The sequence below is a fragment of the Halanaerobium kushneri genome (assembly GCF_900156285.1).
In the GTDB taxonomy this organism is placed as follows: Bacteria; Bacillota; Halanaerobiia; order Halanaerobiales; family Halanaerobiaceae; genus Halanaerobium; species Halanaerobium kushneri.
In genome coordinates this window covers 172,188-196,232 of the sequence record NZ_FTNC01000003.1, presented here as the reverse complement: position 1 = coordinate 196,232, position 24,045 = coordinate 172,188, and the positions used below count along the sequence as shown (strand labels likewise).

General features: G+C 35.7%; 24 protein-coding genes. 1 reads left to right on the top strand and 23 read right to left on the bottom strand.

Annotated features, from left to right (window positions below; translation table 11 throughout):
- Positions 1 to 2: 2 nt before the first annotated feature.
- The 8 genes from BW929_RS03610 to BW929_RS03575 form a co-directional block, all read right to left on the bottom strand.
- On the bottom strand, positions 3 to 845 hold the full coding sequence (locus BW929_RS03610; protein WP_076544013.1) for an ABC transporter permease: 843 nt from the start codon (positions 843 to 845) through the stop codon (positions 3 to 5).
- A 16-nt stretch (positions 846 to 861) separates the two neighbouring features.
- Positions 862 to 1,809: an ABC transporter permease gene (locus BW929_RS03605; RefSeq protein WP_076544012.1), complete on the bottom strand. Its 948-nt coding sequence runs from the start codon at positions 1,807 to 1,809 to the stop codon at positions 862 to 864.
- A 58-nt stretch (positions 1,810 to 1,867) separates the two neighbouring features.
- Positions 1,868 to 3,412 (bottom strand): ABC transporter substrate-binding protein, encoded by a 1,545-nt coding sequence (locus BW929_RS03600; RefSeq protein WP_076544011.1) that lies wholly within the window; start codon positions 3,410 to 3,412, stop codon positions 1,868 to 1,870.
- Positions 3,413 to 3,526: 114 nt separating this feature from the next.
- The gene (locus BW929_RS03595; protein WP_076544010.1) at positions 3,527 to 4,543 is read right to left on the bottom strand and encodes a LacI family DNA-binding transcriptional regulator; all 1,017 of its coding nucleotides are present in this window, start codon (positions 4,541 to 4,543) and stop codon (positions 3,527 to 3,529) included.
- A gap of 302 nt (positions 4,544 to 4,845) precedes the next feature.
- Complete coding sequence (gene nikC, locus BW929_RS03590) at positions 4,846 to 5,730, bottom strand: nickel transporter permease (protein WP_076544009.1); 885 nt, start codon at positions 5,728 to 5,730, stop codon at positions 4,846 to 4,848.
- A gap of 16 nt (positions 5,731 to 5,746) precedes the next feature.
- Positions 5,747 to 6,751: an ABC transporter permease gene (locus BW929_RS03585; RefSeq protein WP_076544034.1), complete on the bottom strand. Its 1,005-nt coding sequence runs from the start codon at positions 6,749 to 6,751 to the stop codon at positions 5,747 to 5,749.
- Positions 6,752 to 6,806: 55 nt separating this feature from the next.
- Entirely contained in the window at positions 6,807 to 8,378 is a 1,572-nt protein-coding gene (locus tag BW929_RS03580) for an ABC transporter substrate-binding protein (protein ID WP_076544008.1), read from the bottom strand.
- A 267-nt stretch (positions 8,379 to 8,645) separates the two neighbouring features.
- Positions 8,646 to 9,743: a DUF6765 family protein gene (locus BW929_RS03575; protein WP_076544007.1), complete on the bottom strand. Its 1,098-nt coding sequence runs from the start codon at positions 9,741 to 9,743 to the stop codon at positions 8,646 to 8,648.
- Positions 9,744 to 9,949: 206 nt separating this feature from the next.
- On the opposite strand from BW929_RS03575, the gene BW929_RS03570 reads away from it, so the two are divergent.
- Complete coding sequence (locus BW929_RS03570; protein ID WP_076544006.1) at positions 9,950 to 10,729, top strand: HD domain-containing protein; 780 nt, start codon at positions 9,950 to 9,952, stop codon at positions 10,727 to 10,729.
- Positions 10,730 to 10,753: 24 nt separating this feature from the next.
- Here the strand turns inward: BW929_RS03570 and dhaM are convergent, their stop codons facing one another.
- From dhaM to BW929_RS03495, 15 genes are all read right to left on the bottom strand, one after another.
- Complete coding sequence (gene dhaM / locus BW929_RS03565) at positions 10,754 to 11,152, bottom strand: dihydroxyacetone kinase phosphoryl donor subunit DhaM (RefSeq protein ID WP_076544033.1); 399 nt, start codon at positions 11,150 to 11,152, stop codon at positions 10,754 to 10,756.
- A 34-nt stretch (positions 11,153 to 11,186) separates the two neighbouring features.
- A complete protein-coding gene (gene dhaK, locus BW929_RS03560) occupies positions 11,187 to 12,173 on the bottom strand; it encodes a dihydroxyacetone kinase subunit DhaK (RefSeq protein ID WP_076544005.1) in 987 nt (328 codons plus the stop codon).
- Positions 12,174 to 12,208: 35 nt separating this feature from the next.
- The gene (locus BW929_RS03555) at positions 12,209 to 12,589 is read right to left on the bottom strand and encodes a RidA family protein (RefSeq protein WP_076544004.1); all 381 of its coding nucleotides are present in this window, start codon (positions 12,587 to 12,589) and stop codon (positions 12,209 to 12,211) included.
- 70 nt (positions 12,590 to 12,659) lie between these two features.
- On the bottom strand, positions 12,660 to 13,910 hold the full coding sequence (locus BW929_RS03550) for an L-serine ammonia-lyase, iron-sulfur-dependent, subunit alpha (protein ID WP_076544003.1): 1,251 nt from the start codon (positions 13,908 to 13,910) through the stop codon (positions 12,660 to 12,662).
- Between the two features lie 18 nt (positions 13,911 to 13,928).
- On the bottom strand, positions 13,929 to 14,498 hold the full coding sequence (locus BW929_RS03545) for a helix-turn-helix domain-containing protein (protein WP_076544002.1): 570 nt from the start codon (positions 14,496 to 14,498) through the stop codon (positions 13,929 to 13,931).
- A gap of 31 nt (positions 14,499 to 14,529) precedes the next feature.
- Complete coding sequence (gene dhaL / locus BW929_RS03540; protein WP_076544001.1) at positions 14,530 to 15,162, bottom strand: dihydroxyacetone kinase subunit DhaL; 633 nt, start codon at positions 15,160 to 15,162, stop codon at positions 14,530 to 14,532.
- A 2-nt stretch (positions 15,163 to 15,164) separates the two neighbouring features.
- Positions 15,165 to 16,178, bottom strand: a complete 1,014-nt coding sequence (locus tag BW929_RS03535) for a dihydroxyacetone kinase subunit DhaK (RefSeq protein ID WP_076544000.1) — start codon at positions 16,176 to 16,178, stop codon at positions 15,165 to 15,167.
- 29 nt (positions 16,179 to 16,207) lie between these two features.
- Positions 16,208 to 16,699, bottom strand: a complete 492-nt coding sequence (locus BW929_RS03530; RefSeq protein ID WP_076543999.1) for an L-2-amino-thiazoline-4-carboxylic acid hydrolase — start codon at positions 16,697 to 16,699, stop codon at positions 16,208 to 16,210.
- A gap of 65 nt (positions 16,700 to 16,764) precedes the next feature.
- Positions 16,765 to 17,481, bottom strand: a complete 717-nt coding sequence (locus tag BW929_RS03525) for an ABC transporter ATP-binding protein (RefSeq protein WP_076543998.1) — start codon at positions 17,479 to 17,481, stop codon at positions 16,765 to 16,767.
- A gap of 19 nt (positions 17,482 to 17,500) precedes the next feature.
- Positions 17,501 to 18,259, bottom strand: coding sequence for an ABC transporter ATP-binding protein (locus BW929_RS03520; protein ID WP_076543997.1), 759 nt, complete (start codon positions 18,257 to 18,259; stop codon positions 17,501 to 17,503).
- A 17-nt stretch (positions 18,260 to 18,276) separates the two neighbouring features.
- Complete coding sequence (locus BW929_RS03515) at positions 18,277 to 19,260, bottom strand: branched-chain amino acid ABC transporter permease (RefSeq protein ID WP_084566073.1); 984 nt, start codon at positions 19,258 to 19,260, stop codon at positions 18,277 to 18,279.
- 38 nt (positions 19,261 to 19,298) lie between these two features.
- Positions 19,299 to 20,171 carry a branched-chain amino acid ABC transporter permease gene (locus BW929_RS03510; protein ID WP_076543996.1) on the bottom strand — a complete coding sequence of 291 codons (873 nt, stop codon included), beginning with the start codon at positions 20,169 to 20,171 and terminating at the stop codon, positions 19,299 to 19,301.
- A gap of 88 nt (positions 20,172 to 20,259) precedes the next feature.
- On the bottom strand, positions 20,260 to 21,387 hold the full coding sequence (locus tag BW929_RS03505; RefSeq protein WP_076543995.1) for an ABC transporter substrate-binding protein: 1,128 nt from the start codon (positions 21,385 to 21,387) through the stop codon (positions 20,260 to 20,262).
- A 444-nt stretch (positions 21,388 to 21,831) separates the two neighbouring features.
- On the bottom strand, positions 21,832 to 22,542 hold the full coding sequence (locus BW929_RS03500) for a MurR/RpiR family transcriptional regulator (RefSeq protein ID WP_084566072.1): 711 nt from the start codon (positions 22,540 to 22,542) through the stop codon (positions 21,832 to 21,834).
- 127 nt (positions 22,543 to 22,669) lie between these two features.
- The gene (locus BW929_RS03495; RefSeq protein WP_076543994.1) at positions 22,670 to 23,992 is read right to left on the bottom strand and encodes a Coenzyme F420 hydrogenase/dehydrogenase, beta subunit C-terminal domain; all 1,323 of its coding nucleotides are present in this window, start codon (positions 23,990 to 23,992) and stop codon (positions 22,670 to 22,672) included.
- Positions 23,993 to 24,045 lie beyond the last annotated feature (53 nt).

Genomic DNA, 24,045 nt, shown 5'->3' with positions numbered 1-24,045 from the left:
CATTAGAGTTCATCTTTAAATTTAGGATCAAGTCTATCTCTTAAAGCATCACCAAACAGATTAAAAGACAAAACAGTAATTACAATAAAAATACCAGGAAATAAAAGCAGCCAGGGAGCCCGCGTAATATAATCCTGACTTGAGCTCAGCATATTTCCCCAGCTTGGAATCTGAGGTGGAATACCAACACCTAAAAAATCAAGTGCTGCCATCTGAAGCAGAGCAAAAGCAAAGGTAAAAGTGGCCTGAACAATAATTGGAGAAATTAAATTTGGAATTATATGCAGAAACAATACTCTCCCATTACCCGCACCCTCTGCAACGGCTGCCTCCACAAAGGCATCTTTTCTAATCTTTAAAGTCAGTCCATAGGTTATCCGGGCAGTTCTCGTCAGATAAACAGCACCAACAGCAACAATCACATTGATCAATCCCTGCCCCAGAATTGCAACTAAGGCCAGTGCCAGCATTATCGGCGGAAATGCCATAACCACATCAATAATTCGCATAATAAACATCCCCAGTGTATCAAAATAACCGGAGAGAGAACCTAAAATCACACCAAAGACTATGGAAAATATAACAACTCCAAATCCACTTAAAACTGTGATTCTGGCCCCATAAATAATCCTGCTGAAAATATCGCGACCGAAATTGTCAGTTCCAAACCAGTGAGTGGAATTAGGTTTCTGCAGCCGGTCTATTGGATTGATTTTCATTGGATCATAGGGGGCAATTAAGGGAGAAAGCAGTGCCATAGAAATTATAATAACCAGAATTACTGCTCCAATGATGGTTATTTTTCTTCTAAACAATTTTTTGAAAAAACTTTTACTTAAGCGCATTTTCACACCACCTTAATTACTCATAACTTATTCTGGGATCTAAAAAAGCATAGGATAGATCAGTTAATAAATTAATAAATACATATAAAATTACTACCACAAATATTATACCCTGAATAACCGGATAATCTCTTCTTAATACTGACTGTACAACCAGCCTGCCTACTCCGGGTAAGGAAAATACTGTTTCAGTAACCACAGTTCCGGAAAGCAGAGCAATAAATGTAAACCCGAGGGCAGAAACAATGGAGATTATCGCATTCCTAAAAATATGCTTTAAAATTACTATAGATTCTTTTAATCCCTTTGCCCTTGCTGTTTTAACATATTCTTCTTTCATAACATCAAGCATACTCGAGCGAGTCAGACGAATAATTAGAGCCGAATTGGGTGCTGCCAGTGTAATACAGGGTAAAATTAAGTACTTTAAATTATTTAAATTTCCACTCTCTAAAACTGAAGGAAATCCTGATGAAGGCAGCCAGTCTAAATTTACTGAAAACAAAATCATTAAATTGAGACCGAGCCAGAAAGTTGGAATCGAAGCTGCCAGCATGGCAAAACCCATTGTCAGCTGATCAAGCAGGGTATTATATTTAACTGCAGAAATAACGCCAATTGGAATCCCCAGAATTAATATTATGAGCATTGAAAAAGTAGCAACAAAAATACTGGTCTCTGCTCTATTTTGAATAACAGAAAGCACAGGACTCTGAAAAAAGATTGAATCTCCCAGATCTCCCCTAAAGGCCTCCTGCAGCCAGGTAGCAAATTGAACATAGATGGGACGATCCAACCCCAGCTGTACTCTTAGTTTTTCAACCTGTTCTGGAGTTGCATTTGTACCCAGCATTACCGCCGCTGGATCACCTGGCATTAGATGCATAAAAGAAAAAATCAAAATTGAAGCAATTAGCAGCGTGGGAATTATTGTCAGTAAACGCCTAAAAGTATATGCTAACATAAATCTTCCTCCTTGTAATTATAGGACTCCCGTACAGGGAGCCCTATAACAAAGATAACTATTCAATCCAGACATTCCAGAATTTAGGCCAGATTAAGGAAGTTTGGCCAAAACCTTTAACACTTGGACTGGTTATATCATAGGTATAAGTATCACCAGTTTTTGCAATTGGAACATAATTATAGATCTGTTCCTGCAGTTGTGACCAGATTTCTGTTCTTTTTTCCTGATCCATTGTTTTTGTAAATTGACCTACTAAATTACGTTTTTCTGGAGTATCCCACCAGCCGGGATAGGTTGGACTTAAGAAAGTATAGAGAATAGGATCGGGAACAAATCCATGCCAGGTATAGAAAAAGTCCCAGACTGCAGGATCATTTCTTCTGGTTGCGACTGTTGCCCAATCATAGATCTGTAAATCAATATTAAAGCCGGCTTCCGAAAGCTGCTGAGCTATTACAACACAGCTGTCATACATTGTCTGATAAGAAGTTGTGGTCATAAATCTGATTCTCTCATTATTATAACCCGCTTCTTCAGCGAGTTTCCTGGCTAATTCCGGATCTCCCTGACTGTATTTTTCAATACCAGCTTCAGAATACCAGATAGTACCTTCTGGCATAATAGAACCATTTTGATCCCAGAGATCGGGATGGCCATGAGCTGCCTGAAGTACTGGTTCCATATCAAGAGCAGCCAGAACTGCTTGTCTCAATTTTGTGTTAGTCATCAAACCCTCTTTTTGATTAAAAAATAGCTCACCAAACTGAGCACCCTGATTTACTAAAACTTCAACTCTTTCATCCTCTTTTAGACTTTCATACATATCTCCCTGCATTCTCTGAGCGTAATCATAATCTCCAGCCTTAACACCATTTACTCTTGTTCCTGTTTCAGGAACAGGAATAAACCTCAGCTCATCCAGGTAACTAATTCTCTGGCCGGCAAAACCATCCGATTCTTCTTCGCGCATCGCATAATCTTCATAGCGAGTTAGAGAAATATAACGTCCGGTATTCCACTCATTAAACTGATAGGGACCTGTTCCAATATATTCTTGAGGACTAATAGGCTGCTCATTTGCATTTTCCATAATTTCTTTAGGCAAAATTACAGGTCCACCATTGATAAAAGCAAGCATTGACTTCCAGGGTGAAAAAGCTTCAGAAAAATAAAGATTGACTGAATACTTTCCATTTGCTTCTACCTTATCAATATGCTCAAATAAAACCGGTCCTCTAACACCAAACTCTCCCCATCTTTCCAGAGAGGCAACTACATCTTCTGAGGTCATTTCATTTCCATTGTGGAAAGTAACTCCTTCTCTCAAATTAATAGTAACCAGCTTACCATCATCACTTACTTCTGAACCACTGGCCAGCATTGGCACTGGAGCATATTCTGAATTAAAAGTATAAAGTCCTTCAAAAATATGCTGAGCAATAATTGTAGCCAGGTCAGAAGTAATAACCTGCTGGTCTAAAGAAGGCGGAGTATCAATCATTGCAAAACGAAGAGTTCCACCTTTTTCCTGGGCCATCACCATAGAACTTCCTATCAATAAAAAGGCCAGCAATAATATCAGAGTTACATTTTTACGCATTTTTTACCTCCCATGCTGTTTAGCGATCACATAGAACCAATAAAAATTTATTCCCCCTTTCCGAAAAATATTTATTAAATAAAAGTAAAATTAAATTTAATCTTCCGCTTCCACTTAAATGCTAGCTGTTGATTCCCGGATAATTAGTCTGGGCTTAAATACCTGTTGTTTTTTATATTCCCTATCTTCTGCTTCAATTAAATCTACCAGCAGATTAATCGCAGCTCTCCCCATTTCTCTTTTCGGTTGAGAAACTGTAGTTAAACTGGGAGTAGCATATCTACTCTGAATAATATTATCAAAACCAATTAGAGAGATATCTTCTGGAACTTTAATTTTCATCTCATAGGCAGACTTTAAAGCTCCTAAAGCCATCTGATCTTCTGCTGCAAAAACTGCGGTTGGTTTTTCTCTTTGCTTCAATATTTTTTTCATCTGCTGATAACCACTGTGATAAGAATAATTACCTTCGTAAATGTAATCTTCTTTTATTTCAATAGAATGTTCTGCCAGTGCTTTTTTATAGCCCATTAAACGCTGGCTAGAATCTTTTCTATTCTTATAGTCAGGTCCAGTTATAATTGCAATCTTTTGATGACCCAGTTCAACTAAATGTTCTGCGGCCAGATATCCCCCTTTAAAATCATCAATATTGATGCTGGGAATATCATTAAAATAGTGAGCAATTAAAACTATCGGGACATTAAGCTTTTTTAGCTTATTAAAAATCTTATTTTTCTTAATCAATTTCTTTGTTCCACCAATTAAAATCCCTTCAATTGAGCTCTGATAGAGCAGATTATTTATGATTTCTTCAAAAGACTTATTATTCAGCATTGATAGAATTAAATTATAATTTTTTTCTCTGGAACTTTTTTCTATACTGTTAACTATATCGCTAAAATAGGGATCAAGGTAATCAAGTATCAATCCCAGATTATAAGATTTTTTGGTCGAAAGTGACCGGGCATTAATATTGGGCCTGTAGTTTAAATCTGATGCTATCTCCAAAACTTTATTTTTAGTATCTTCTTTAATGGGGATAACAGAATCTTTATTATTGATCACTCGAGAAACTGTAGTTATTGAAACTCCTGCTTTTTTAGCTATGTCTTTTAAAGTTGCGGCCATTGAAAAAACCCTCTCTTGTTTTATTAATATTCTGAATATTTAAGCTGAGTTATTTATGTATTTAAACAACTAAAACCTTAACAGTTAACGCTTTCATTTTTTTATTACCTATTATATATATTATACTCAATATTAAAAAATCCTTTATTTTTTTAATATTTTTTATATTTTTAATATTAAATCTAATATTCAGGAGAGTAAACTAGCTAAAAAATTAACAACTGCATAAAAAACCTCTCTGCAGCCAGACTAACTCCTGACCAAAAAGAGGTTTCAAATAAGAACCTATTCAATTTTGTTTATCATTTATGCAGACGCGGATCAAAAGCATCTCGAAAACCATCTCCTACCAGATTAAATCCAAGCACCAGAAGAGCAATTGCTATTCCGGGAAAAGTTGCAATCCAGGGAGCATTTCTTAAAAAATCCTGCCCGTTACTCAGCATAGCTCCCCACTCCGGTGTCGGCGGCTGTGCTCCCAGTCCCAGAAAGCTCAAACCGGCAGCATTGATAATTGCCCGGCCAATACTGAGAGTAGTCTGAATAATAATCGGAGCCATTGAGTTTAAAAATACATGTTTCAAAATAATCCGCAGATCATTTGCTCCCAGGGCCTGAGCTGCCAGTACATATTCCTTTTTTTTGACTGATAAAACTGAACTCCGAACAATCCTGGCGTACTGAGGCACATAGACAATTCCAATCGCAATCATCGCATTATAAATTCCCGGTCCAAGAATAGACATAATTACCAGTGCCAGTAAAATGTAGGGAAAAGAAAGCATCAAATCCATTATCCGCATCACAAGCATATCAAGCCAACCTCCATAATAACCAGAGATTAAGCCCAGACTTACTCCAACAATAAGTGAAATAAAAACTGCAATAAAACCAATCTGCAGAGAAATCCTGGCTCCATAGATTATGCGGCTAAAAATATCGCGTCCAAACTCATCTGTGCCCAGCAGATTTTCTGATGATGGTGGTCTAAAAGACTTAATGAAATTTTGTTCTAAAGGATCATAAGGAGCAATTAAGGGAGCAAAAATAGCAATTACAGCAAATATAATCAGGATAATGACTCCAGCAATAGCAGTTCTATTTTTTCGCATCCTGCGCAAAGAAATAGTCCAGAGACTTTCACTCTTTATTTTCTTTTCTGCTGTTATTCCAGTTAACTTAGCCAAGACTCACACCTCCAGATTAAGAATAATGAATTCGGGGATCCAGATATGAATATAGAATATCCACAATCAGATTAATAAAGACAAAAAATGAAGCAATAAAAATTACTGCTCCCTGAATCACCGGAAAATCTCTGCCTAAAATACCGTTAATTAAAAGCCTGCCTACTCCTGCTCTAGCAAACACAGTTTCAGTCAAAACTGCCCCACCAAGAAAACTGCCAAACTGAAGCCCAATAATTGTCACAACCGGGATTAATGCATTTTTAAGCACATGTTTTAAGATAACTACTTTTTCCGGTAAGCCTTTGGCCCGGGCTGTTCTAATATAATCCTGATTTAAAACTTCTAAGGTGGTAGACCTTGTCATCCGGGCAATCATTGCTACCGGAATTGTTGCCAGAGTAATTGCAGGTAAAATAAGATGTAAAAATGTGCTTCTAAAAGCAGCCCAGTTACCAGTTAAAATACTATCCAAAAGATAAAAATTTGTAATAACATCTAGATCCGCCATTCTTGAGATACGACCGGATATGGGAAGCCAGCCGAGTCGGGAGCCAAAAACTAACATCAGCATCATCCCCACCCAGAATACCGGCATCGAAATCCCGAGTAAGGCTCCAACCATAGTTAAGTTATCGATCAGAGAATATTGTTTAATTGCCGAAATTATTCCGGCAGCTATTCCAATTAGACTGGCAAAAATCATACTCAAAATTGTGAGTTCTATTGTAGCTGGAAAAGCCGCTCCAATCTCATTAATAACAGGATTTCTATTTCTAATAGATCTTCCCAGATCACCCTGTAGTAAGTTGCTTAGAAATTTGAAATACTGAATATGGAGAGGCTGATCAAAACCAAGTTCACGCCTTAATCGTTGTGCATCTTCGGCAGTTCCCTTATCTCCCAGCATAATCTGTACTGGATCTCCAGGTATTAAATGAATCATTAAAAAAACCACAATTGAAATCGCAAGTAATAATGGTATCAAAAGCAGCAGTCTTCTTAAAATATAGCTAAACATATTTCTCACCTCTAAAGATTTGGGGACAGCTGCAGACTGTCCCCACATTTATTAATTACTGCTCCAACCAGACTTTGTGGAAGTACTTGTTGTTGGTTGGATAAAGCACATAATTTTTAACACTTGTTCTGATAGGTATCTGCATCTTCATGTGGTTTAAGAATACAAATGGCGCATCGTCTACAACTATCTGCTGTACTTTTTTATATAATTTCTCTCTTTCAGCTTCATCTGTAATCTGCTGGGCTTCTTCCAGTAATCTATCCACTTCTTCGTTAACATAGAAAGCTCGATTAGTTGAGCCGCGGTTATCAGAATTAAAGAAAACATTTAAGAAATTATCCGGGTCACCATTATCAGCGATCCAGCCAAAAAAGGCGGCTGTATGTTTTCCAGCTTTACCTTCTTCAATATAGGTACCCCACTCTAACTGCTCAATATTTGCTTTAATGCCGACTTCACTTAAATACTGCTGAACAGCTGTAGCCAGTCTGGCTCCAACAGGGTTGTATGATCTAGGAGCAGAATAGGTGCGGAGGGTAAATTCAAAACCATCTCCATAACCTGCTTCCTCAAGCAGTTCTCTTGCCATTTCTGGATCATAGGGATAACCTTCAAGAGTGTCATCATAGCCCCAGATTGTTGGTGGCAGAGGTCCTTTGGCAACAGTTGCCTGTCCACCCATTAAATAATCAACAATCTCTTGTTTGTTAACTGCATAGTTCATTGCTTTTCTGACCTCTTTATTATCAAAAGGCTTTTTTTCATTATGGAGGGCAATATAACCGATATTAAGTCCCGGTGCTTCTAAAAGCTCGAGCTCCTCATTTTCTCTAACCCTTTCAATATCTGTAGGGTTTAAACCTTCCATTAGGTGAACATTTCCATTTTCCAATTCAAGTAGACGGGTCTGATTATTTGGAATAACGGTAAAAATAAGTTCATCTAAATAGGGACGGCCATCCCAGTAGTCTTCATTTGCTTCCAGAGTAATCTGATCATCTCTGACCCACTCTACAAATTTGAAGGCACCTGTTCCCACAGGATTTTTAAAGATATCTTCGCCATATTCTTTAACTGCTTCCGGGCTGGCAATCATAGTTGCAAACATTGCTAGATTTTTAAGGAAAGGAGCGTAGGGATTTTCTAGAGTAAATTTAACTGTATATTCATCAACTGCTGTTACCTCATCTATCATACCCAGTGAAAAGCCGGCATAGGGATAAGAACCCTCAAGATAGTAGGGATGTTCTGGATCCAGCTGGCGTTCAATATCAAAAACTACAGCTTCTGCATTAAAGGGAGTTCCATCGTGGAATTGAACTCCTTCTCTTAAATTAAAAACATATTCTAAACCATCATCAGAAATTTCCCAGTCAGTAGCAAGGGCCGGTTCTATCTCTGTGGTACCTGACTTAAAGCGGACAAGTCCATCAAAAACATTGACAATTACATCAGCAGAGTTACCAAGTGTTGTCATATGAGGATCTAATGCATCAGCATCTGCTCCTGTAGCATAAATCAGTGTTCCCCCATACTGACCTTCGTGGTTATCTGCCAGAGCTGAACCGGTCATTCCCAAAATCACTGCAGTAATCAAAAGCAAAAACAACAATCTTTTAAACATCTTCACTCCTCCTTGTATAATGTGCTTAGTGATATTTAAAGATTTATCACTAATAAAAATAAATTTATATTATCCACAACTTTATTTTTTGATTATTATAATAATATTATGAAAATTTATAATATTAAAAAAAGACCTTACATGATATATTTCGCTATAAATTAGTTAAATCCTGCCAGCTAAAAATAAAAAATCCTCTTTTTGAGTGAGTATTTTACTCAAGCAAAAGAGGATTTTATTTAAATATTTACTTTGTCATAAATTAAGTTACCAGTTCTCCAGCTCAAGCTTATCAAAGACCAAAGGATTTAATACTTGAAGTGCCTCCTCCTGCAGTTCTCTGACAGCCTGCTGGAATTTATACCAGTGACTCTCTTTATACTTTTCTATTTTCCAGCTGTAGCTGTTTTTAAAAATCTTTAGATGGCTTGATAAAAGATCCAAAAAGAGTCGCTGCCAGGGACTGCTGTTATCAATTTTCATAAATCTGAAATCAACCTTAATTACTTCATTAAACCACTCTGAGATCTGATAATCCTTAAGCTCGACCCCACCGTATTCTTCTCTTAAGGCAAGCTTTTTATATCTTTCAAGCCTCTGATCTTTAGTATTGGTATTAAATAAATTTGGGTTACAGCTGCTGCTTCCAATTGCTTTAGCCAGATCCCTTTTCAGCTCTTTTTTCTCTCTTTTTAAATCATGTTTTTTCAAATCAGGTTCCTGGTATAATTTAAGTTCTTTAAAAATTCTCCCGGCAGCCTTAAGAAAAATCTTTTTATTATCCCTCAGCGAGTGGGAATCACACAAACGCGGATCTTCCCAGATTAAATTTGGAATATCCGGTCGGTGTTTTGCTGCTGCATGGCCAATTTCATAAGGAGAGTTGTTGAGTAAAGAATTTAACTTTTTTTGAATATCCTTAACTATATTAAATTCATCATAATAGCCGACAAAATTCTGGTGGGCAAAGGTATCGGCAAAGCTGTGGACTGCAAGACCTATTTTATATAGGTTATCTGATTTTAAGGCAAGCTTAAGAATTTCTCTGGCATTTTTACTGTCTGGAGTTGTATTTAAAAGGTGGAGTTTGCCATCCTTTCTCCGGGCTGAATCAGCAGTCGGTTCACCTGGAATAAAGTGAAAAATAGGATAGATACGAAAGAGCTTCTTTTTCGGCTTTGTTATATTTTTTGTCTGAGAAATATAGTTGCTGTAATTATCACTGCTATTTTGAGAAATATTATAAATAATATCATTATCATCTATATACTGGCTGGAATAGGCTAAAGTTCTGGCCTCTTCTGAAGAAAAGCCGGCTCTGGCTGCAATCAGATAAGTCATATAGTAATGAAATTCTATATTCAAATTTATCACCTCTAAAAGTTAATTCTCCAAAGAGTATAATTTTTCCTTCTTTTTAGTGAAATTTTTCTCAAAAAATATCAATCTTTTAACTTAGATGATTTTTAAACTGAAATATTCATTATTTAGCATAATTTAATCTTCAGTTAATTTACAAGGAGTAGAATATAAACTATAATAAAATTTAGGAATAACAGGAGGAATTTAAAATGGAAAAGATATATCAGAAACTAAAAAACTGGTTTGAATCATATACAGCTCAATTTGAGATGGAAGCTGAAAAGGATCAGAAAAATATTCAGCTAAAAATTGAACACAGCAAAAGAGTTACTCAAGATATGGAAGAAATAATAGAAAACTTAGATATAAATCCAGAAGATAAATACCTGGCCAGAATAATAGCCCTTTACCACGATATCGGCCGCTTTAAACAGTATAAAAAGTACAAAACTTTTTCTGATTATAAGTCTGAAGATCACGGGGAGCTTGGAGTTCAGGTGATTAAGGAAAATAATTTGATTGAAGATTTAAGTAAAGCTCAGCAGGAAATTATCTATCAGGCCATCAGAGAACACAATAATGCTGACCTCAATCGAGAAAATTTCAAGAGTGAAGAACAGTTATTTTTTGCAAAACTGATCCGAGATGCTGATAAACTGGATATCTTTAATATTTTTGTGGAAAGATATAAAAAGCGGAGCCAGAAGGATTATGTAATCAAACTCTCGACTGATCCCGAGGTCAATGATGAGATCTACAAGAAGGTTTTAAATAGAGAATCAATCAATTATGATAAGCTCCAGACAATTAACGATTTAAAGGTGATGCAGCTCGGCTGGATCTATGATATTAATTTTAAGGAAACTCTTGAGATTATTAAGCAGAGAAAGTATATAGAGACGATCTATGATTCTATGGAGCAGAATCAGCGGGGAGAGGAAATTTATCAGCAGGTCAAAGACTATCTGAACTTAAAAATCCAGCCCTAAAGCTGGATTTTTATAATTTTTAATTTAAGAATTATTTTTCTTTATAATCTCTCTACTTTCAATAGTCTTTAAAACAGCTTCCATATCTTTTCCCAGGCTTGCTTCAACAGCTCCCATTACTGCTCCTTCAACTAAAGGAGCATCAGCGAGTCTAATTTTAGCCTTGACTTCATCATCCAGCCACTCATAAACCATATCAAAACTCATAACCGCACTCCCAAGGTCAGCTAAAACTAAAACCCCATCTTCTTTGTTGATATCTTTAATTGCTTTTTCTATTGCATCAACATCTGTTCCAATATCTCCATCAGCAGTACCACCAATTGCTCTAATATCTAAAGGTGCCTGCATCATCTGTGAAGCCAATATTTTAGTTCCTTCTGCAATTTTATCACTGTGAGAAATAATTAATATACTCAGCACAAACTCACCCCAATATCTAATATTAATTTTTACTTTATAGATTAATCTCAGTCTCAGCATCAAGTAATTCTTTTAATTCCGGATCAAGCTTTAATAAAGTTACTGATAAACCTGCCATTTCAAGTGATGTCATATACTCACCAACATAAGTCTTATAAACAGCAATCCCCTGCTCTTCTAAAAGTTGATGTGCTTTTCGATTCGCAATATAGAGTTCCATTAAGGGAGTTCCACCCATTCCATTGATCATCAAAGCGACTTCTGATTCTTCCCTGAGATCTAATTCAGATAGAAGTTCTGAAATTATAGCTTCAACAATCTGATCTACTTCTCTAATCTCCTGTCTTTCAGTTCCTGGCTCACCATGAATTCCAATTCCCATTTCTATTTCTTTTTCTGATAGAGAAAAAGTTGACTTTTCAGCTCCAGGAACTCTGCAGGGATTGATTGCAACTCCCTTTGTTTTTACATTTTTAATTACCTTTTCAGCTGTACTTACAACCTTTTTTAGATCTGATCCCTTTTCAGCCTCTGCTCCGGCAATTTTATGTACAAAAACTGTGCCAGCAACTCCCCTTCGCCCTGTAGTATAAAGGCTGTCTTCAACTGCAATATCATCATTAACAATCACTTGCTCTACTTCAATATCATCCATGGCTGCCATCTCAGCTGCCATCTCGAAATTCATAACATCACCAGTATAATTTTTAACAACCATTAAAACTCCACTACCACTGTCAACTTCCTTAATAGCCTCATAAATTGCATCAGGAGTTGGTGAGGTAAAAACAGCACCTGATACTGCTGCATCAAGCATACCCCTGCCAACATAACCAGCATGAGCAGGTTCATGACCACTTCCACCACCACTGATTAAAGCCACTTTGCCTGCTGAGAGCTCCTTTCTAACTACTATATTAAAATTATCAATTTTTCTTAATCTATCTTGATTGGCAAGATAAATTCCTTCTATCATCTCACTAACTACATTTTCCGGCTTATTAATTAATTTCTTTTTCATAATTTACCCCTTTAATTTTGATTTGCAAGAAAAGGCTACTCGGCGGCTGCAATCATTTCTATTTCAACCAGAGAATCCTTAGGTAAACTGCTTACTTCAACAGTTGATCTTGCTGGAGGTGTGTCTTTAAAATAGGAGCTGTAGATCTCATTAACTTTAGAAAAGTCATTTAAATCCTTAAGGAAAATAGTTGTTTTTAGAACACTATCAAAATCTGTACCCGCTTCTTTTAAAACCTCAGCTAAGTTTTTCATGACCTGGCTGGTCTGTTTTTCTATATCACTTTCCAGCATTTCTCCACTTTCTGGATCTATCGGTATCTGACCTGAGCTGAAAAGCAAGTTTTCGAATTTAATCGCCTGCGAATAAGGCCCTATAGCTGCCGGTGCTTTTTTACTTGTAATCTGTTTTTTCATAAATATCAACTCCTATATTTGATTTAAATTAATTAATTTCAAAATATATAGCTAAAATCTTTAATGATTCTTATAAACCATCATTAATTACTCTGACTATTGTATCATTGATAGTCTGAAATCTCGGTACTGAAAGTTCAGATAAGTTTTCAAGTGTGGCTTCTAAACTGTGATTGACAATTCCTACAGGTGTTTCCAGTTCCAGACCGGATTTAGCAAGCTTATAGTGCTTGTAAGCCTGCTCAAAGGCGGTAACTGCTTTTAAAGCACAGGTTGATTTAGCACCATCACAGATAATACCACTGCTGTCACCTATCATCTGCTTAATTGCTAGCTCAATCTTTCCTTCCTCTCCATCAAGATAAAGTAGTGCTGCTGTAATCCCTGGAGCTGCAGCAGAAATCAAACCACAGAGGGAGGATAATTTGCCCATATATAATTTTATATAATAGGTTATCAAATGAGCTAAAAGTGTTGCCTTAAGTGCCTTTTCTTCTTTATTTAAAAGCTTTGCTGTCTCATTGACTGCAAGAGAAATAGTAATCCCCTGATCTCCGCTGCCAGAAGAAGCCAGCGCTGGAAGTGAAACACCCGCCATTCTGGCATCAATTCCATGGGCTATTTTGGCAGCAATCTCTCCTACCTCACCTGAAATCAAACTTTCATATTTAAAACCAATGTCATTTGCCCTTCCTGCTTTAGAGGCTTCAACCAGTTTTAAATTGGCATCTAAGCCAGCCTGCAGCAGGCTTTCTATTTCTGAATCATAATTTTCCTCAATCATTTTAATCATCTCAGCAAAATTTAAAGACTTAATATTCTCAGCCAGATTATCTTCCTTTTCTTTTAAATTATTTTGATTAAGATCAAACTCTGTTTTACCATCAACTTTAATTGAAATCAAGTTGCTGTGTTCTCCGCTGATAACTGCTTCAGTTATCTGATCAGCCATAATTGTTGCTTTAATATAGGGAGTGGATCTGTCAACAATTTTGAGTTTGACTTTTTCAATAATCTTTTCTGCTTTAGTTAATTTTTCTTGATCATTATCAGCTAAAACCTCAAGTTTTAACTGCTGAGGATTTTTGCTGTAATATCCAAGGGCAGCTGCAATTTTATTGCCGCGGTATTTTTTAATTCCTGGTATCCCAGTAGTCATTCCATTTTTATAGACAAAACCATCAGTTTCAACTATGATTTCATTTAGTTCTCCTTTAGAATATTCTGCAGCTGATGCAACAGCATATGCTACTGCTCCTGGTTCAGTGCAGCCATTAGCATACTTTAATTCTTTTTTTACAAAATCTTTTATGATATTCAAGCTACCGGCCCCCTAATCTTACTTAATATTAATCGATTCGCTTTTTTCTAAGTTGATAATAAAGCACTTAGAAGAACCTGAATGAGCATTTAAAATTCGGTGTGGTCTCTGAGCTATATAAATCATTGAATCCCCTTCTTCACAGATCAGCTTTTCCTGATTATTAGAAAAATCGAGAACAACTTTCCCTTCCAAAACATAAACAAACTCTACCCCTTTATGAGTTGTATAATCAAAATTTTCGTTCTGATCTTCTAAAGTCAGTAAAACCACTTCCATCTCTTCTAACTTGGGCATCAAAAACTTTAAAAACTTATTATCATTTTCGACCTCTATATGGTCAGAATTAGAAAAATGATAGGTCTCTAAAGACTGAGGTTTGACAAATAAATTGGCAATATGGATAGAAAAAAATGAAGCAATTTTATCAAGCGCTTTTAATGAGGGGGCAATTTTCCCATTTTCAAGCTGACTTAAAAAGGAAACTGAAAGTCCTGTTTCATCTGCTAGCTCCTGTAAAGTAAGGTCATGATTTAGTCTTTCAAGTTTAATTTTTTCTCCGACATAACTATATTTTTCTGTTACCATTTTGTATTCACCCCCTCATTAAATTACAAATTTAATTTAAATATCTGCTGAAACTTTCTAAAAAGAAGAAAGCTGCTGCTGCACCAGGATCCTTCTTCCCCTTAGATTTCTCACCATAATAATGAGCTCGACCAAATTGAGAAACCATATTTTTAGTTTGCTCAACACCGTTTTCGGCAGCCTGTACGGCTTTTTTCATCCCTTCTTTTAAATCAGCACCATTATCTCTGCTTTCTTTCAAAGCATTATAAGCTGGCACCAGGCTATCAAGCATGGTCTTATCTCCAACCTCTGCTTTGCCTCTTTCTTTAATTCCTTCAATACCTTTTTCAAACATTAGAACTATTTTATCATAATCTACCCTGTTATTTCCATCTGCAGCTGCTGCAGCTCTGATAAATGCTGTAGCTGTGAGTGTTCCCATGGTTGCTGCTGCCTTATTTGCCATTGCAAAACCCGCTTTTTTCAGTAGTTCTCCGATATTATCTCCCGCATAATTTTCAGCTTCTTCTCTGGCAGCAGAGAAGGCTTTTTCCATTGTAATTCCTAAGTCTCCATCTCCCATAGCAGAATCTAATTCAATTAAAATATCCTTTTTTTCTTTGGCTGTTTTTTCTAATTCCACAAATATTTCTTTTAAATCTTCAATTTTCAACTCCACCATCTTCACCCCCTGTTAACTATATCTGACTGTTCAAAAAATGGAGAATATGCCGGGGCATCAAGTAATGACTTTAATTCTTCATCTAATTTAATTACAGTTATCGACATTCCTGCCATTTCCATTGAGGTGGCATATTCACCTATATACTTCCTGTAAACTTTGATCTCTTTTTCTGCCAGAAGATCAGCCACTTTATTATAAATAATATATAATTCTTCTTTGGGAGTTGCTCCGAGACTATTAACTAAGATTGAAATTTCGTCACCACTCTGATAGGGACCATCTGCCAAGATTTTCTCTATCATAATCTCTGCTATTTTATCAGCTGTTTTAAGCTCTGTTCTTTCAATTCCGGGCTCCCCGTGAATTCCCATTCCTAATTCCATTTCATCATCTTCAATTGTAAAGGTTGGCCTCTGGGATTCCGGTATTACACAGGGACTTAAGGCAATACCTAAACTTCTGGTATTTGCAAGGGCTTTTTCAGTTACTACTACTACCTCGTCTAAGTCCAGTCCCTTTTCAGCTGCAGCTCCGGCTATTTTATAAGCATAAAACAGTCCTGCCACACCTCTTCTCTTAGAGATATCCTCCCCTGTTGCTAGGTCATCTCTGACCAGCACTGTTTTAACCTCTATCCCATCAGCAGCCGCCATTTCCGCAGCCATATCAAAATTCATCACATCTCCACCATAATTACCATATAAGTAGAGTACACCTTTACCGGAATCGATCGCCTTTGTGACATTATACATTTCTGCAGCACTTGGTGAGGCAAAAACATTACCAACCGCACAGCCATCACAGAGACCATGACCTACATAACCTAAAAAAACTGGCAGGTGCCCTGAGCCACCTCCTGTGGCAATTGCAACTTTATCCTCAACTGGAGCATCTTTTCTTACAATTTCTCTTAAACTCTGATCAGCTTTTTTAAAATCTTTAGAATGAGCTTTTAAAATTCCACTCAGCATTTCATCAACAAAGTTTTCAGGTTTATTTATAATCTTTTTCAAGCTAAAACTCCCCCTTTATCAGTTTAACTTTACTTTTTCTTTTTAGAGATCACAAGTCGGCAGTCGTTATCGCCAGCTGCAATAGTTTTCTGCAGGTCAAATTCAAATTCATCATAAGTACTTATAATCCCGCGGTCACCTTCCATAGCAATATCACAGTACTGATCAATTGCAGCTTCATCATCAGTTAATTTTAACCAGGCAGCAACCAGTGGACAGTAATTAAAGGTAACTACAAGCTCTTCCTCATCAACTTCAACATCCATCTCAAATACATTACGGATATCCTCTGGTAAAAAGCCTTCAGAAAATTCTTCTAAACTGTCTGTATCTGGAAATTTATTTTCACCATGGAAACAACCACAGCGTCTAATTGCTTCCCGAGCAAAATCTTCTTCTTTTAATCCCTTCTTTTCAGCTTCATCAACTAGATAATAATACCAGGTTGCTCTGTGCTCAATAAAACTTCTTAATAATTCTGTTCTCTCATCACTTAAGTTTTTTTCATTTTTAATTGTCATTTTCAATTCCTCCTAGATTTTTAAATTAAATTTAAATAAATAGCTTTGATTAAGCTAAAGCTATCTTAACCCACACCTAAATAAGCCTCTGCCAGTTTTGGATCGTTGATCAGTTTTTCTCTTCTGTCAGACATTATGATATTTCCAGTTTCCATTACATAACCTCTGTGAGCAATACTTAGAGCTTTACGAGCATTCTGCTCCACCAGCAAAATAGTGGTTCCTAAGTCCTCATTAATCTCCTTAATCAATTTGATGATCTGTTCAACAAGTAAGGGAGCAAGCCCCAGTGAAGGTTCATCCAGCATCATAATCACCGGATCCATCATTAAGCCTCTGGCAATAGCCAGCATCTGCTGTTCTCCACCACTTAAATTACCACCATCCTGATTTCTTCTCTCTTTAAGACGGGGAAATATATCATACATTCTGGCTAATTTATCCTGGTATTCTGCCTTAGTCTGATCTGTTTTACTGTAGCTTCCCATATATAGGTTTTCTTCTACAGTCAGCTGTGAAAAAATATGTCTTCCTTCTGGAACATGGCAGATTCCTTTATCAACAATCTCATGGGCGGGTAAGGAAGTTATATCCTCTCCCTGAAAAATGACCTTACCTCCAGCCTTATCCTCAATATTAGAAATCCCCCTTAAGGTGCTGCTCTTACCTGCTCCGTTAGAACCGATGATAGTTACAATCTCTCCTGCTTCAACTTCAAAAGAAATTCCCTTTACTGCTTCAACATGACCATAATGTATTTTGAGATCTTCTGCTTTAAGCATTTTAAAACCTCCCTTCACTTTACTTACCGAGATATGCTTCAATTACTTCCGGATTTTTCTGCACCTCGGCTGCTGTTCCCTGGGCCAACTTAACTCCATTATTTAAAACTAAAATTTCATCACACATCCCCATAATAACCTTCATATCGTGCTCAATAATTACAACTGTGATTCCTTCTTTATTAAGCTGCTCTAATAATTCTACAACTTCATCAGTCTCATGGGGGTTCATTCCCGCAGCCGGTTCATCTACTAAAAGAATTTCGGGTTTTACAGCCAGTGCTCTTGCAATTTCTAAACGCCTTTTATCACCATAGGATAAATTTTTGGCAAGGTTATTTTTTTTATCCAGCATATTAACTCTTTCTAAAAGCTTTAAACCCTCTAAATGAACTTTTTCTTCGTCTTCTTTTAGCTTGTTATTTTTAAGTACTGCATCAAGCATATTAGTCTTAGTCTGGGTGTGAAAGCCTATTTTTACATTTTCTAAAACTTCCATTTCTTCAAAGAGCTTAATATTTTGAAAGGTCCTAGCTATTCCAAGTCTGGTTACCTTTTGCGGAGGCAAATTTGTTATTTCACCATCTTTAAAATATATTTTACCTTTGGTTACACCTAAGGTTCCTGTTAAAAGATTAAAAAGTGTTGTTTTTCCAGCTCCATTGGGGCCAATAATTCCAAAGATTTCTCCTTTATCCACACTAAAATCAACCTGGTCAACTGCTCTTACTCCCCCAAAATATTTACATAAATTTTCGGATGATAGTATCTTTGTCATAATCCACCTCCTCAATCTTAATTATCTTCTGACTCGCTGAGGTCTCTTTTAAAAGTTCTGCCTCCCAAAAGCCCCTCTGGTTTATAATGAATTATTAGTAAAATTGCCACACCATAGATTATCATCTGGTAGCGGGCAAAACTTCTAAAAACCTGCGGCAGAATGGTTAAAACTGCTCCACCTAAAATCGGACCAGCAAGAGTACCTGTACCTCCTACTAAAACCATAGCAAAAAAACGAAAGCTCTCATCTAAAATAAAGCTATCTGCACTTACATAACCGGCAAAATAAGCAAAAAATGCTCCACCAACTCCGGCCCAGAAAGTACCGTACATCAGATTCATAATCTTGTATTTAAATGTATCTACTCCCATCGAAGCAGAAGCCTGCTCATCTTCTCTAATTGAGATCCAGGCTCTTCCCACTCTTGAATTAATTATTCTGTAGGTCATCAAAAGCATTAAAAAAAGCAGAATAAAAATCATAAAATAAAAATGGGTGTTTGTTGATAAACGCATGCCAAAAATTTGAGGTATTGGAACCCCCGGAATTCCAAAAGGACCCCTGGTCAGACTCCGCCAGTTTAGAATTGTCAATCTGGTTATTTCTGCAAAGCCAAGGGTTGTAAAGGCAAAGAATATCCCCCTGAGTCTTAAAGTAGGTATTCCAAGCATCAAACTAAATAAAGAAGCAACAAACCCACTTATTAAAATTACAATTATAAAATTCAGATTAAATCTGGTAGAAATAATTGCAGCTGTATAAGCTCCAATGGCATAAAAAGCAACATGCCCAATATTATACTGTCCCGTATAGCCAACAATTACATTAAGACTACTGGAAAGCAGTACATACATTAAAGTTAATACTGCAATGTGTAAGACATACTGATTTTCTACCACAAAAGGCAGAATTAATAAAACAATAATCAATAAAAATATATACTTTAATTTATTTTTATTAATATTTGTAATTATTTTTTCAAATATATTAGCAGCCATTTTTTCACCTCTTATAACAAATATTATTTATACTTAAATTAAAATTTAACTTCCTTACCAAAAAGCCCTGAAGGTTTTACTACTAAAACAATAATCAAAATAATAAAAGCTACCACATCTCTGTAGCCTGATGAAAAGACAGCTACTGCCAGATTTTCCATGATCCCAAGTATATAACCACCAATTACTGCACCTGGAATACTTGTGATTCCTCCCAAAACTACAGCAGTAAAGGCTTTAAGTCCAAGGTTTGGACCCATCATCGGGCTAATCGCATTATAGAAAGAACCAAGCATAATACCACCAAAAACTCCCAGAACAACACCTAAAGAATGGCCGAATTTAATTGATTTGTCTACATTAACTCCAACTAACTTGGCAGCATCCTGATCCATCGATAAAGCTCTGATCCCAATTCCGGTTCTGGTGTTATTTAGAAAATATCTTAAAGCATAAATGAAAATAAGAGTAAAAATAATTATCCCCAGCTGGATATATAAAATATTTAAATTACCAATCTCTATTTTACCCTCAATTAGAGTTGGAATACTCTTATTACCTGTACCAAAAATTATCTGAGAGGCACTTCTTAAAAATATTCCAAAACCAACAGTAGTTATTAACATCAGCATCCTAGCTTCTTTTCTGAATTTTTCATAACATATTTTTTCTACCAGTACTCCAAATAAAAAAGTTATGGGAAGTGCAAGCAACATTGCAAGTATCAAATTTAAACCAAGAACGGCATAAAAATAATAGCCAACAAAAACTCCAAAAATCACTATATCTCCGTAAGCAAAGGTTACCAGACCAAGTGTTCCAAAAATAAGTGAATAACCAATTGCCATTAAAGCATATATCGACCCCTGGGTAATACCGTTAAAAAGCTGACTTAAATAAAAACCAAACATCAAATTACCCCCTTTTGTGCAGTGCACTGCTATTAAAATATCAACCAGCCTTCAGCTTTACTAAAGACCGGTTGATAGATTAGATTTATTATCTATAATCTTCCTGCACTACCCAATCTCCATCTTTAACTTCCATAATCATATAACTTCTTACTACATCTCCTACATCGGTAAATTCAATAGTTCCTGTTACTCCTTCAAAGTTTTCAGTTTCTGCTAGTGCATCTCTAATTGCTACTCGATCAAAACCTGCTCTTTCAATTGCATCAGCTAAAAGCATCATGGAATCATAGGCTACTGCCGCATGTAGGTTAGGATTTCTGTCGGCTCTTTCTCTAAATTCTGCAATAAAGCTCTGCACCTTTTCTTTTGGATCCTCTAAAGCAAAGAAAGTATTTGTAACCAGACCTTCTCCTGATTCTCCTGATAACTTTAAGAACTGCTCAGAGAAAACAGAACTAGGAGCTAATTTTGCAACATCCCATTCCATTCTATCGATCTGATTTACTACCTGGGATGCTTCATTATACATTGCTGCAATATAAACTCCTTCAGGATTATTCTGCTTAACATTTGTTAAAATCGCACTAAAGTCAGTTTCTCCACCAAAAAATGCTTCTGTACCGGTTACTTCCAGTCCAACCTTTTCTGCTGCTGCTACGAAGTTTTCCATTGTAGAAACTCCCCAGTCATTATTAATATAAATAACTGCTACAGAATCAATACCCAAATATTCTTTGGCGATATATTCTGCATTAAATGGTCCTTCAGCAGCCTGAGTACCAACTATTCCAAACATAAACTCACCTGAGCGAGCAAAATCTGGGTGAGAAGAAGTTGGAGAAAGCTGAACCATCTGATTTCTCTCATAGATCGGAGCTGCTGCTAGACAACTTGTACTTGTAAAATCACCAATTTCGGCAACTATTTCTTTATTCTGTACAAATTCCTGAGCAATACTGGCTGCTACATTCGGTTTACCTTCACTGTTTCTAACAATTATCTCGACTTCTCTACCTCTAATTCCACCATTTGCATTTATTCGGTCAGCAGCTATTTCTACTGAATACTGAAAGTTCTCACCAAATTCAGCATAGTTACCGGTAATTGGTGCAGAAAGACCAATTTTTACAGTATCTTCTGCGGCTCCAGCGCTGAGAACAAACGTAAAGATCACAGTCAGGACTAATAAACTTAATAGATAACTTTTTCTCATTGGAGTAATTCCCCCTAAATAATTTTTTGTTCTGTAAAACAGACAGTATTAACAAAGGCAAAATAATAAGTACAGTTTACTTTTTGGCTGCACCTCCCCCCAAAGCTAATTTTCATTTATAATAAAATTTATTATATTTTTAATTATCTTACTATTCACTATATTGTGATTATATTTAATTAATATTAAAATGTCAAGCACTTTTTTTATCTATAATGAAAATATAGCTTTGTTTATCTAGAATAACTATATAATATTTAAGTTATAGTGAAATTGCAATAGAGTATTTAACTTATATTTCAGTATACATGAATTTTAAATAAGAAAATCCTGTTAACCTCATATAATTATGAAGATAACAGGATAAATGATCCATAAATCTAATATACAATTGTTTTCAAAACTTCTGTTTTAAACATTTTCATTCTATGATTTTCTTGTACTTTAATCCATATTATTCAATATTATCTTCCGTATAACTTCTTCAATAAATATAAAAAATATTGTTCTTGTTTTTTGATATGGCTCCAGGTAATCTGGCTGATTAAATTTAGAAAGCCAGAAAATTTTATCACACTGATTGAAAAGAGAGGTATTATATTCCTCAACAACAATTGCAACCTTTGCTCCCTGCTCTTTTGCATCTTCATAAATAGGTTTAAATGAACAAAATGAACCAGTAGCTGTAAAAATAATCAGCAGTGTTTTATCATCAAGCATTGATGAGATAGATGAATCATCTGATAAAGAAACAACCATTTTATCTGTACAGGTCCTAAATTTATATTCAAAATACTCAGTAATAGCGCCTGAAGGGCCATAACCAAATAGAACAAGCTTCTCATGCTGATCAATCAATTCTATAAACTCGTCTATCATTGAAGTATCAAAATCATCAATAAAATTTCTAATTCTTTTTAGTTCATCTGACTGCTCTTTATTGGGTATCTCTTCATCATATAAAAAGGCTATATACTGTTTATAGTTATCAAATCCAAGCTTTTTCACATATTTAGAAATTTTTGACACAGAACAATCGCATACTTCTGCCGCATCTCTTATCTTAAAAGCAGGATGATCTTTTGAATACTCCAGTAGCTTTGCATATATTTCTTTTTCAAAATCATTCAAATTATCTAAATCAATATTTATCAATACAATTCACAATCCTTATAATTTAACTTTTATTATTCTCCCACAATTTGTAATTAATTATATAATTATGATTTATATACGTCAAGTGATATATTAAGTATCTTTGTATACATTTTTGTGATTATAATTATTCATATTTTCTACCGGCAGCTTTATTAACTAAAGAAGAATATTTCTTTAAAATGCTTCTCGGTATAAACTTAATTATTTTAATTCCGATCTCCTTTTTACTGAGATAGGAGTTAAACCAGAGCAGAAATGCACCTAAATATCCTTTAAACTTTTGAAAAATTGATTGATCACTAAGATCATATGCTTTCCCATAATCAGGAACTTCTTTAGAAAATATTTTAAACAAACTCAACCTATATGCTATAGTATGTTTTTTCCTCATAATAATTTTCTTCTGGGACTCTTTAATTTTATCTTTTGAAATCTTTTCAGCAGCAATAATACCATTAACTTTCATTTCCCTGATAATCTTTTCAGCAAATTTAGTTCTGCTGATGATTATTGAAGTACCAAGATCATCTTCTGCTTCTATCTCCTTTAACCAGGCATCACCAAGTGAAATATCCGCTAACTCTCCCACCAAATCACTGCAGCTTAAACACCTATAAGGTGTAAAAAAATAAGAGGCAAAATAGGGACTCCAGTAATCATAAAGGGGAATTGATGAACTATGATCTTCATATTCTATACTTGCCTTGCCGGGCCAACCACTGCCCCTGTATTCAAGCTTTTTTATATTTTTACTCCCTGAGGCAAGCTTATCTAAAATAACTTCTGTCCCGGAATAATCGACTGAATGAGTACACAAAAGTCCAATTGAAAATATTATTTTTTTCCGCAGCCACTTCTCCTGCTGCTGAAGTTTCCTCAGGCCCTGAATATGGCAGGGTAGTCCTACAAATGCAAATTTAGCATCACTTTCAAAATTTCTTAACTCCTTTAAGGCTGATAAGGGATGGGTTGAGCAGTACTTTGAATTTTTTGCAGCTTTGATTTCTTCTGCACTTTGAGCAATAAAAGTTTTACTTTTTCTTTTATCCTCTTCACTCATTTTTGTCACTACTGCTCCCTCAATAATTCCCTCTTCAAGTAAATAAATTAAAATGCTGGTAGCCAGACCGCCTGAAGCAGCTTCATATCTTAATTTTTGATCAGCTGCATAAGCGAGATAATTTGATAAATATCTACCGAGAACCTCATCTTTATTGCCCGAATTATCGGCTGCAAAAAGAGTATCTGCATATCCCTCTAAACTAATTGAAGTTCCAGGACACACATTCAGACATTTATCACATTCTATACATTTAATATTATCAACTTCAGGAAGATAAACATTATTTTTTAATTTAATCTCTACAGCAGCAACAGGACAGGCCACCTCACAGCTGCCACAGCCCAAGCACAAATAATCGAGATTCAGTTCACCAACATTTTTCATCTGTTTCACCTAACTTTTTAGAGTAGCTTAAAAGCCACTAAAATTATTTTATA

Excerpts from the sequence above, each read along its gene's own strand:
- BW929_RS03610 (WP_076544013.1), bottom strand. The coding sequence starts at position 845 with ATGCGCTTAAGTAAAAGTTTTTTCAAAAAATTGTTTAGAAGAAAAATA.
- BW929_RS03605 (WP_076544012.1), bottom strand. The coding sequence starts at position 1,809 with ATGTTAGCATATACTTTTAGGCGTTTACTGACAATAATTCCCACGCTG.
- BW929_RS03600 (WP_076544011.1), bottom strand. The coding sequence starts at position 3,412 with ATGCGTAAAAATGTAACTCTGATATTATTGCTGGCCTTTTTATTGATA.
- BW929_RS03595 (WP_076544010.1), bottom strand. The coding sequence starts at position 4,543 with ATGGCCGCAACTTTAAAAGACATAGCTAAAAAAGCAGGAGTTTCAATA.
- BW929_RS03585 (WP_076544034.1), bottom strand. The coding sequence starts at position 6,751 with ATGTTTAGCTATATTTTAAGAAGACTGCTGCTTTTGATACCATTATTA.
- BW929_RS03580 (WP_076544008.1), bottom strand. The coding sequence starts at position 8,378 with ATGTTTAAAAGATTGTTGTTTTTGCTTTTGATTACTGCAGTGATTTTG.
- BW929_RS03570 (WP_076544006.1), top strand. The coding sequence starts at position 9,950 with ATGGAAAAGATATATCAGAAACTAAAAAACTGGTTTGAATCATATACA.
- dhaK (WP_076544005.1), bottom strand. The coding sequence starts at position 12,173 with ATGAAAAAGAAATTAATTAATAAGCCGGAAAATGTAGTTAGTGAGATG.
- BW929_RS03555 (WP_076544004.1), bottom strand. The coding sequence starts at position 12,589 with ATGAAAAAACAGATTACAAGTAAAAAAGCACCGGCAGCTATAGGGCCT.
- BW929_RS03545 (WP_076544002.1), bottom strand. The coding sequence starts at position 14,498 with ATGGTAACAGAAAAATATAGTTATGTCGGAGAAAAAATTAAACTTGAA.
- dhaL (WP_076544001.1), bottom strand. The coding sequence starts at position 15,162 with ATGGTGGAGTTGAAAATTGAAGATTTAAAAGAAATATTTGTGGAATTA.
- BW929_RS03530 (WP_076543999.1), bottom strand. The coding sequence starts at position 16,699 with ATGACAATTAAAAATGAAAAAAACTTAAGTGATGAGAGAACAGAATTA.
- BW929_RS03525 (WP_076543998.1), bottom strand. The coding sequence starts at position 17,481 with ATGCTTAAAGCAGAAGATCTCAAAATACATTATGGTCATGTTGAAGCA.
- BW929_RS03520 (WP_076543997.1), bottom strand. The coding sequence starts at position 18,259 with ATGACAAAGATACTATCATCCGAAAATTTATGTAAATATTTTGGGGGA.
- BW929_RS03515 (WP_084566073.1), bottom strand. The coding sequence starts at position 19,260 with ATGGCTGCTAATATATTTGAAAAAATAATTACAAATATTAATAAAAAT.
- BW929_RS03510 (WP_076543996.1), bottom strand. The coding sequence starts at position 20,171 with ATGTTTGGTTTTTATTTAAGTCAGCTTTTTAACGGTATTACCCAGGGG.
- BW929_RS03505 (WP_076543995.1), bottom strand. The coding sequence starts at position 21,387 with ATGAGAAAAAGTTATCTATTAAGTTTATTAGTCCTGACTGTGATCTTT.
- BW929_RS03495 (WP_076543994.1), bottom strand. The coding sequence starts at position 23,992 with ATGAAAAATGTTGGTGAACTGAATCTCGATTATTTGTGCTTGGGCTGT.